Raw genomic sequence first — 9,531 nt, 5'->3', positions numbered from 1 at the left:
GGGACACACCCCGTCGGCCCGTCGCGTTGTCAGAGGCAGCGGTTAGTCTGGCGACCGCAATCATCGATTGAGCAGCCAGGGCGGCGAGTGGCCGGCTCCGCGAGAGCGGCGGGGGCTCGGCCGCGAAGAGGGGAGGGTGGGCACGTGCGCGTGCTGGGGGTGGATCCGGGGCTGACCCGGTGCGGAATCGGCGTGGTCGAGGGCGTCGCGGGCCGCCCGCTGACGATGCTCGGCGTCGGTGTCGTGCGCACCCCCACCGATGCGGACATCGGCCACCGGCTGGTCGCCATCGAGCGCGGCATAGAGGAATGGCTGGATACGCACCGGCCCGAACTGGTCGCGGTGGAGCGGGTGTTCAGCCAGCACAATGTGCGTACGGTCATGGGTACGGCCCAGGCCAGCGCCGTCGCCATGCTCTGCGCCGCCCGCCGCGGCCTGCCCGTCGCCCTGCACACCCCGAGCGAGGTCAAGGCCGCCGTCACCGGCAGTGGCCGCGCCGACAAGGCGCAGGTCGGCGCGATGGTGACGCGGCTGCTGCGGCTCGACGCCCCGCCGAAACCCGCCGACGCGGCCGATGCCCTCGCCCTCGCCATCTGTCACATCTGGCGAGCCCCTGCCCAGAACCGGCTCCAGCAGGCAGTCGCCCTGCACGCAGCGAAAGGCCGCACTTCATGATCGCCTTTGTGAGCGGCCCGGTGGCCGCCCTCGCCCCCACCACCGCCGTGATCGAGGTCGGCGGCGTCGGCATGGCCGTCCAGTGCACGCCGAACACGCTGTCGGAGCTGAGGATCGGTCAGGAGGCCAGGCTCGCCACGTCGTTGGTCGTGAGAGAGGACTCCCTCACGCTCTACGGATTCGCGGACGACGACGAGCGGCAGGTCTTCGAGCTGCTCCAGACTGCGAGCGGTGTCGGCCCGCGCCTCGCCCAGGCGATGCTCGCCGTGCACAGCCCGGACGCGCTGCGGCGCGCGGTCGCGACCGACGACGAGAAGGTGCTGACCGCCGTCCCCGGTATCGGCAAGAAGGGCGCCCAGAAGCTGCTGCTCGAGCTGAAGGACCGGCTCGGTGAACCGCTCGGCTCCGCGCCGGCCGTCGGCGCCCCGGTCAGCCAGTCCTGGCGCGACCAGCTGCACGCCGCGCTGATCGGCCTCGGCTACGCGACGCGCGAGGCCGACGAGGCGGTCACCGCGGTCGCGCCGCAGGCAGAGGCGGCGGGCGGCGCGCCGCACGTGGGCCAGCTGCTGAAGGCTGCGCTCCAGACCCTCAACCGCACCCGCTGACGGACCCCGCAGTCCCCGATCCGCGATCCGCCGAACCCGCCGAACCCGCCGAACCCGCCGAACCCGCCGAACCCGCGAGGCAATCCACTGTGAACTGGGACGACACCGCACCGCCGACCGACGACTCCGCCGACGGACGGCTTGTCGGCGCGGCCGCCGACGGGGAGGACCAAGCCGTCGAGGCGGCGCTGCGCCCCAAGTCGCTCGACGAGTTCGTCGGCCAGGAGCGTGTACGGGAGCAGCTGGACCTGGTCCTGAAGGCGGCCCTCGCGCGCGGCGCCACCGCCGACCACGTCCTGCTCTCCGGTGCGCCCGGACTGGGCAAGACCACTCTGTCCATGATCATCGCGGCGGAGATGGGCGCCCCGATCCGTATCACCTCCGGCCCCGCCATCCAGCACGCCGGTGATCTCGCGGCGATCCTGTCCTCCCTCCAGGAGGGCGAGGTCCTCTTCCTCGACGAGATCCACCGCATGTCGCGGCCCGCCGAGGAGATGCTCTACATGGCGATGGAGGACTTCCGGGTCGACGTCATCGTCGGCAAGGGCCCCGGCGCCACCGCCATCCCGCTGGAGCTCCCTCCGTTCACGCTGGTCGGCGCCACCACCCGGGCCGGACTCCTGCCGCCGCCGCTGCGCGACCGTTTCGGTTTCACCGCGCACATGGAGTTCTACGAGCCCGCCGAGCTGGAGCGGGTCATCCACCGCTCCGCCAGGCTCCTCGACGTCGAGACGGACACCGAAGGTGCCGCCGAGATCGCCGGCCGCTCCCGCGGCACGCCCCGTATCGCCAACCGGCTGCTGCGCCGCGTCCGGGACTACGCCCAGGTCAAGGCGGACGGCCGGATCACCCGCGACATCGCGGCCGCGGCCCTCGGGGTGTACGAGGTGGACGGGCGCGGCCTCGACCGGCTCGACCGGGCGGTGCTGCAGGCCCTGCTCAAGCTGTTCGGCGGCGGGCCGGTCGGTCTGTCGACCCTCGCCGTGGCCGTGGGGGAGGAGCGCGAGACCGTCGAGGAGGTCGCCGAGCCGTTCCTGGTACGGGAAGGGCTGCTGGCCCGCACTCCGCGTGGCCGGGTGGCCACGCCCGCGGCATGGGCGCATCTCGGCCTCGTACCGCCGCAGCAGCAGGGCGCAGGCGCAAGCGGACAACAGGGCCTGTTCGGGGCGTGACGGCGCGGAGGGTCGCCGGGCCGGGAACCGGGGTGCCATGCTGGGCGTTGTTCCATCGATGCGGACTCGCTTAGACTCCGCCGATGCCGCCCGTCCAGGACGGCTTACCCACCCCCGTAGATCAGGCCGCTCCCCATCGCGGTCGTGCGAAGGAATTCCGTCCCGTGGATATCGTGACCCTTCTCCCCTTCATCGTGCTCATCGGGGCCATGTTCCTGATGACCCGCTCTGCCAAGAAGAAGCAGCAGGCGGCGGTGAACATGCGGAACCAGATGCAGCCCGGCGCCGGAGTGCGGACCATCGGCGGCCTCTATGCCACCGTCAAGGAGGTCAACGACGACACGGTCCTCCTCGAGGCCGCGCCCGGCGTCCACCTCGTGTTCGCGAAGAACGCCATCGGTGCCGTCCTCGACGACGAGGAGTACAACCGCATCGTGCACGGCGACGGTGACAGCGACCTCAAGAGCGACACCCCGGCCGTCCCGGACGACGCGCCCCCTGCGCCTGGCGGCGCGGGAGGTACCCCCACCTCGCTGACCGACGCCGGGGCCCCCGACGACGCCGCGGATGCCAAGATCGACCTGGGCAAGAAGGACGAGGCGGACGACGCCGAGGCCGCGCCCGAGGCCAAGGACGCCAAGGGCGACGACAAGAGCGACGGCGACACCGACGCGAAGTAGCCGCGACCGGGGACCGCGGCGCGCCCATCGGCGCCCGCGGTCCCCGGTGCGTGCCGACTTCTTCCGCGGGGGCAGGTCCCCACAACACTTCGTGGCCGTCACGTCGCACACCCGGCGCGGGACGGTAGGACAGGGAGAAACGAGAAGGTGGCAGCACCGAAGAAGGGCCGAAGGGCGCCGGGAGGTCAGGGCAAGCCGGGGCGTGCCCTGGTTCTGATCCTGGTCGTCATGGCCGCGCTGACCGGCGGGATGTTCTGGTCGGGGCACACCACCCCGCGGCTGGGCATCGACCTCGCGGGCGGTACGACGATCACGCTCAAGGCCGTGCCGGAACCCGGCAAGGAGAGCTCGGTCAACGAGACCAACATGAACACCGCGGTCGGCATCATCGAGCGTCGTGTGAACGGTCTGGGCGTCTCCGAGTCCGAGGTCCAGACCCAGGGCCGCGAGAACATCATCGTCAACATCCCCAAGGGGACGAACTCGGAGCAGGCCCAGAAGCAGGTGGGCACCACCGCCCAGCTGTACTTCCGCCCGGTGCTCAACGTGGCGGCCGGTGGTCCGGCGACGCCGCAGCCCTCCGCCAGCCCGAGCGCCTCGCCGTCGGGCAAGCCGGGGGACAAGGCCACGGACGGCAAGGACAAGGCGACCGCGCCCAGCTCCAGCCCCACCACCCAGGGCCGTGCCGTCACCGACGCGCTGAAGGCCCCCACCCCCACTCCGACCGGCGCCGCCACGGACAAGCCGAAGGCCCCCCAGCCGCCGGCGCCGACGCCCACCGGCAACCCCGCCACGACCGCGGCGGAGAAGAAGTTCACCGCGCTGAACTGCCTGGACAAGACGGCCCGTGCCAACGCCGGCAAGGGCGTGAAGCCCGAGGACCCGACCGCCGCCTGCGGTAAGAACAGCGCGGGCATCTGGGAGAAGTACCTCCTGGGCCCGGCCGAGGTCAACGGCAAGGACGTCGACGACGCCAAGGGCGTCCTCGACCCGCAGCGCGGCATCTGGATCGTCCAGATGGACTTCACGAGCGCGGGCTCGAAGAAGTTCCAGGCGATCACCAGCAAGCTGTCGCAGCAGCCCTCGCCGATGAACCAGTTCGCGATCGTGCTCGACGGCGAGGTCGTCTCCGCCCCGCAGGTCAACCAGACGCTCAGCGCGAGCGCCGAGATCTCCGGCAGCTTCGACCAGCAGTCCGCCCAGGACCTGGGCAACATCCTGAGCTACGGCGCCCTGCCGCTGAGCTTCCAGGAGCAGAGCGTCACGACCGTCACCGCCGCGCTCGGCGGTGAGCAGCTCAAGGCCGGCCTCATCGCGGGCGCCATCGGCCTCGCGCTGGTCGTGATCTACCTGCTGGTGTACTACCGCGGCCTGTCCATCGTCGCCCTGCTGAGCCTCCTGGTCTCGGCGATCCTCACGTACACCCTGATGTCCCTGCTCGGCCCGGCCATCGGCTTCGCGCTGAACCTGCCGGCGGTCTGCGGTGCGATCGTCGCGATCGGTATCACCGCCGACTCGTTCATCGTGTACTTCGAGCGCATCCGTGACGAGATCCGCGAAGGCCGTACGCTCCGCCCGGCCGTCGAGCGGGCCTGGCCGCGCGCCCGGCGCACCATCCTGGTCTCCGACTTCGTGTCGTTCCTCGCCGCGGCGGTGCTCTTCATTGTCACCGTCGGCAAGGTCCAGGGCTTCGCGTTCACGCTCGGTCTGACCACCCTGCTCGACGTCGTCGTCGTGTTCTTCTTCACCAAGCCGATCATGACGATCCTCGCCCGGACGAAGTTCTTCTCCAGCGGCCACCCGTGGTCCGGACTGGACCCGAAGCGTCTCGGTGCGAAGCCCCCGCTGCGCCGTACGCGCCGTGTCTCCGCCCCCATCGACCCGAAGGAGGCGTGAGATGTCGCGTCTCGGCACCATCGGCGCCAGGCTCTACCGCGGTGAGGTCGGCTACGACTTCATCGGCAAGCGGAAGATCTGGTACGGCATCTCGATCCTGATCACCATCACGGCCATCGTCGGCCTGGCGGTGCGGGGTCTCAACATGGGCATCGAGTTCAAGGGCGGTGCCGTCTTCACCACCCCGAAGACGAGCGTGTCCGTCACCCAGGCCCAGGAGTACGCGCAGGAGGCCTCCGGCCACCCGGCGATCGTCCAGAAGCTCGGCAACGACACGCTGCGCATCCAGGTCAGCGAGCTGGACACCGCGCAGTCCAACGAGGTGCGCAAGCAGCTCGCCGACGACATGAAGCTCCCCGCGGACGAGATCAACGCGGAGCTGGTCGGCCCCAGCTGGGGTGAGCAGATCGCCAACAAGGCCTGGACCGGCCTCGGCGTCTTCATGATCCTCGTGGTGATCTATCTGGCGATCGCCTTCGAATGGCGTATGGCGGTCGCGGCTCTCGTGGCCCTCATCCACGACATCACGATCACGGTGGGTATCTACGCCCTGGTCGGGTTCGAGGTCACGCCGGGTACGGTGATCGGTCTGCTCACGATCCTCGGTTATTCGCTGTACGACACGGTGGTCGTCTTCGACAGCCTCAAGGAAGGCACGAAGGACATCACCAAGCAGACCCGCTGGACGTACAGCGAGATCGCCAACCGTTCGATCAACGGCACGCTGGTGCGTTCCATCAACACCACGGTCGTGGCGCTGCTGCCGGTCGCCGGTCTGCTCTTCATCGGTGGCGGCTTCCTCGGCGCGGGCATGCTCAACGACATCTCGCTGTCGCTGTTCGTCGGTCTCGCCGCCGGTGCGTACTCGTCGATCTTCATCGCCACTCCGCTGGTCGCCGACCTGAAGGAACGCGAGCCGCAGATGAAGGCCCTGAAGAAGCGGGTTCTCGCCAAGCGGGCGGCCGCGGCCGCCAAGGGCGAGTCCGCAGAGGAGCCCGACGCTGCGGGCCCGGACGCGCCGCAGGACGCGCCTGCGGCGGCCGGTGCCGTCGTCGGCCAGCGCGGCCGCGGCCGGGGCCGCCCCTCGGGGAAGCGCCGATGACCGCCACCACTCAGGAGCTGCTGCTCAGCCGCATCCGCGATGTGCCGGACTACCCGAAGCCGGGCGTGATGTTCAAGGACATCACACCCCTCCTCGCGGACCCGGCGGCCTTCACCGCGCTCACCGAGGCCCTCGCCGAGCTGTGCGTGACGCACGGCGCGACGAAGATCGTGGGCCTGGAGGCGCGCGGCTTCATCCTGGCCGCGCCGGTGGCGGTGCGGGCGGGCCTCGGCTTCGTCCCCGTACGCAAGGCGGGCAAGCTCCCCGGAGCGACGCTGTCGCAGGCGTACGAGCTGGAGTACGGCAGCGCCGAGATCGAGGTGCACGCCGAGGACCTCGACGCGGACGACCGCGTCATGGTCATCGACGACGTCCTCGCCACCGGCGGCACGGCCGAGGCGTCGCTGGAGCTGATCCGGCGGGCAGGCGCCGAGGTCGCGGGCGTCGCGATCCTCATGGAGCTGGGCTTCCTCGGCGGCCGGGCCCGCCTGGAGCCGGCCCTGCGCGGGGCCCCGCTCAAGGCTCTGATCACCCTCTGACCAGCCTTCGAGGCATACGGAACGGGCACCCGGGAACACCGGGTGCCCGTTCCGCGTTCTGGACAGTCCACCGTCCCGGGGCGAGCCCGGCGCCCGGGATCGATACCATGGGATCTCCGGGCCTGACCGGGGGACCCGGATGCCACGAGGAGCGCTCTTGCCAGACGAGGCCCAGCCCGCGACCGCGCAGCCCGACCAGCAGGCCGACAAGGCTGTGGCGGCCCCTGTCACGCCCGAGAAGAAGTCCGCGGAGCCGACCGGGTCCGCGGCGCCCGAGCGTCGGACGGGGGTTTCTCCGGCCGAGGGCTGGGGGAGTGCGAACGGCTCGGCCTCTGCCTCTGTGTCGGCCTCGAAGCCCACCCCGGCGCCTGCGCCGGCTCCTGCGGCTCGCTCCGGCGGCTCCTCCAACCGGGTCCGCGCCCGCCTCGCCCGCCTCGGCGTCCAGCGCTCCAGCCCGTACAACCCGGTGCTGGAGCCCCTGCTGCGGATCGTCCGCAGCAACGACCCGAAGATCGAGACCTCGACGCTCCGCCAGGTCGAGCGCGCCTACCAGGTCGCCGAGCGCTGGCACCGCGGCCAGAAGCGCAAGAGCGGCGACCCGTACATCACGCATCCGCTCGCCGTCACCACGATCCTCGCCGAGCTGGGCATGGACCCGGCCACCCTGATGGCCGGACTGCTGCACGACACCGTCGAGGACACCGAGTACGGCCTGGACACCCTGCGCCGTGACTTCGGCGACCAGGTCGCCCTCCTCGTCGACGGTGTCACCAAGCTCGACAAGGTCAAGTTCGGCGAGGCCGCGCAGGCCGAGACCGTACGCAAGATGGTCGTCGCCATGGCCAAGGACCCGCGCGTCCTGGTCATCAAGCTCGCCGACCGTCTGCACAACATGCGCACGATGCGCTATCTCAAGCGGGAGAAGCAGGAGAAGAAGGCCCGCGAGACGCTGGAGATCTACGCCCCGCTGGCGCACCGGCTGGGCATGAACACCATCAAGTGGGAGCTGGAGGACCTCGCCTTCGCGATCCTCTACCCCAAGATGTACGACGAGATCGTGCGGCTCGTCGCCGAGCGGGCGCCCAAGCGCGACGAATACCTCGCCATAGTGACCGACGAGGTCCAGTCCGATCTGCGCGCCGCCCGCATCAAGGCGACGGTCACCGGCCGGCCGAAGCACTACTACAGCGTCTACCAGAAGATGATCGTCCGCGGCCGTGACTTCGCGGAGATCTACGACCTGGTCGGCATCCGCGTCCTCGTCGACACCGTCCGCGACTGCTACGCGGCGCTCGGCACCGTCCACGCCCGGTGGAACCCGGTCCCGGGGCGGTTCAAGGACTACATCGCGATGCCGAAGTTCAACATGTACCAGTCGCTGCACACGACGGTCATCGGACCCAACGGCAAGCCCGTCGAACTCCAGATCCGCACGTTCGACATGCACCGCCGCGCCGAGTACGGCATCGCCGCGCACTGGAAGTACAAGCAGGATCCCTCCGCCGGTGCCTCCAAGGTGCGTACGGACGTCCCCAAGGGCGCCGGCAAGGACAAGGACGCCATCAACGACATGGCGTGGCTGCGACAGCTCCTGGACTGGCAGAAGGAGACCGAGGACCCGGGCGAGTTCCTGGAGTCCCTCCGCTTCGACCTGTCCCGGAACGAAGTCTTCGTCTTCACGCCGAAGGGCGACGTCATCGCGCTCCCCGCGGGCGCCACCCCCGTCGACTTCGCGTACGCCGTGCACACCGAGGTCGGCCACCGCACGATAGGCGCCCGCGTCAACGGACGCCTCGTGCCGCTCGAATCCACCCTCGACAACGGCGATCTGGTCGAGGTCTTCACCTCCAAGGCCACCGGCGCGGGCCCCTCGCGCGACTGGCTCGGCTTCGTCAAGTCGCCGCGCGCCCGCAACAAGATCCGCGCCTGGTTCTCCAAGGAGCGCCGCGACGAGGCGATCGAGCAGGGCAAGGACGCCATCGCGCGCGCCATGCGCAAGCAGAACCTGCCGATCCAGCGCATCCTCACCGGCGACTCCCTGGTGACGCTGGCCCACGAGATGCGCTACAGCGACATCTCCTCGCTGTACGCGGCGATCGGCGAGGGCCATGTCACCGCCCAGAGCATCGTCCAGAAGCTCGTCCAGGCCCTCGGCGGTGAGGAGGCCGCCACCGAGGACATCGCCGAAACCGCTCCGCCGTCCCGGGTCCGCGGCCGCAAGCGCCGAGCCGCCGCCGACCCGGGTGTCGTCGTCAAGGGCGTCGACGACGTCTGGGTGAAGCTCGCCCGCTGTTGTACGCCCGTCCCCGGCGACCCCATCATCGGCTTCGTCACCCGCGGCAGCGGAGTCTCCGTCCACCGCGCGGACTGCGTCAACGTGGACTCCCTGTCCCAGCAGCCCGAGCGGATCCTCGACGTCGAATGGGCCCCCACCCAGTCGTCGGTCTTCCTGGTCGCCATCCAGGTCGAGGCCCTGGACCGCTCCCGGCTGCTCTCGGACGTCACCCGCGTCCTGTCCGACCAGCACGTCAACATCCTGTCCGCGGCCGTCCAGACCTCCCGCGACCGCGTCGCCACCTCCCGCTTCACCTTCGAGATGGGCGACCCCAAGCACCTGGGCCATGTCCTGAAGGCGGTCAGGGGCGTGGAGGGCGTGTACGACGTGTACCGGGTGACATCGGCGCGGCGTCCGTAGCGCCGGGGCGAGCCCCGGACCCCCGCACGGCCGGTGAACCCCTCCGGCGATCGAGGAGCGGGGGGGCGGCAGCACCCCCGATCGTGCGGCTGCGCCGCGTGGGCACAGCCGGGCAGCGGCCACGCCCCAGCCGGACATACGAAGGCCCCGGTACGGGAACCCGTACC

Annotated in this window: 8 protein-coding genes; all 8 read left to right on the top strand. The window is 70.5% G+C overall.

Annotation, left to right across the window (positions count from 1 at the left end):
• Positions 1 to 144 precede the first annotated feature (144 nt).
• The gene (ruvC, locus tag ACWGI8_RS32040; RefSeq protein ID WP_453666264.1) at positions 145 to 675 is read left to right on the top strand and encodes a crossover junction endodeoxyribonuclease RuvC; all 531 of its coding nucleotides are present in this window, start codon (positions 145 to 147) and stop codon (positions 673 to 675) included.
• Positions 672 to 1,280 (top strand): Holliday junction branch migration protein RuvA, encoded by a 609-nt coding sequence (ruvA, locus tag ACWGI8_RS32035; RefSeq protein WP_453666262.1) that lies wholly within the window; start codon positions 672 to 674, stop codon positions 1,278 to 1,280. Before ruvC ends, ruvA begins: the two co-directional genes overlap by 4 nt.
• An 89-nt stretch (positions 1,281 to 1,369) precedes the next feature.
• On the top strand, positions 1,370 to 2,452 hold the full coding sequence (ruvB, locus tag ACWGI8_RS32030; RefSeq protein ID WP_453666260.1) for a Holliday junction branch migration DNA helicase RuvB: 1,083 nt from the start codon (positions 1,370 to 1,372) through the stop codon (positions 2,450 to 2,452).
• Positions 2,453 to 2,616: 164 nt separating this feature from the next.
• Positions 2,617 to 3,132 carry a preprotein translocase subunit YajC gene (gene yajC / locus ACWGI8_RS32025; RefSeq protein WP_453666259.1) on the top strand — a complete coding sequence of 172 codons (516 nt, stop codon included), beginning with the start codon at positions 2,617 to 2,619 and terminating at the stop codon, positions 3,130 to 3,132.
• A 147-nt stretch (positions 3,133 to 3,279) separates the two neighbouring features.
• Positions 3,280 to 5,028, top strand: a complete 1,749-nt coding sequence (secD, locus tag ACWGI8_RS32020; RefSeq protein ID WP_453666257.1) for a protein translocase subunit SecD — start codon at positions 3,280 to 3,282, stop codon at positions 5,026 to 5,028.
• A gap of 1 nt (position 5,029) precedes the next feature.
• Positions 5,030 to 6,130: a protein translocase subunit SecF gene (gene secF, locus ACWGI8_RS32015; RefSeq protein ID WP_453666255.1), complete on the top strand. Its 1,101-nt coding sequence runs from the start codon at positions 5,030 to 5,032 to the stop codon at positions 6,128 to 6,130.
• Entirely contained in the window at positions 6,127 to 6,669 is a 543-nt protein-coding gene (locus tag ACWGI8_RS32010; protein ID WP_453666253.1) for an adenine phosphoribosyltransferase, read from the top strand. Before secF ends, ACWGI8_RS32010 begins: the two co-directional genes overlap by 4 nt.
• 157 nt (positions 6,670 to 6,826) lie before the next feature.
• Positions 6,827 to 9,364, top strand: a complete 2,538-nt coding sequence (locus tag ACWGI8_RS32005) for a RelA/SpoT family protein (RefSeq protein WP_453666251.1) — start codon at positions 6,827 to 6,829, stop codon at positions 9,362 to 9,364.
• The last annotated feature ends 167 nt before the right edge of the window (positions 9,365 to 9,531 follow it).

This window comes from Streptomyces sp. NPDC054841, from assembly GCF_053611045.1.
This window is presented reverse-complemented; position numbering and strand designations above follow the sequence as displayed.

Excerpts from the sequence above, each read along its gene's own strand:
- ruvA (WP_453666262.1), top strand. The coding sequence starts at position 672 with ATGATCGCCTTTGTGAGCGGCCCGGTGGCCGCCCTCGCCCCCACCACC.
- secF (WP_453666255.1), top strand. The coding sequence starts at position 5,030 with ATGTCGCGTCTCGGCACCATCGGCGCCAGGCTCTACCGCGGTGAGGTC.
- ACWGI8_RS32010 (WP_453666253.1), top strand. The coding sequence starts at position 6,127 with ATGACCGCCACCACTCAGGAGCTGCTGCTCAGCCGCATCCGCGATGTG.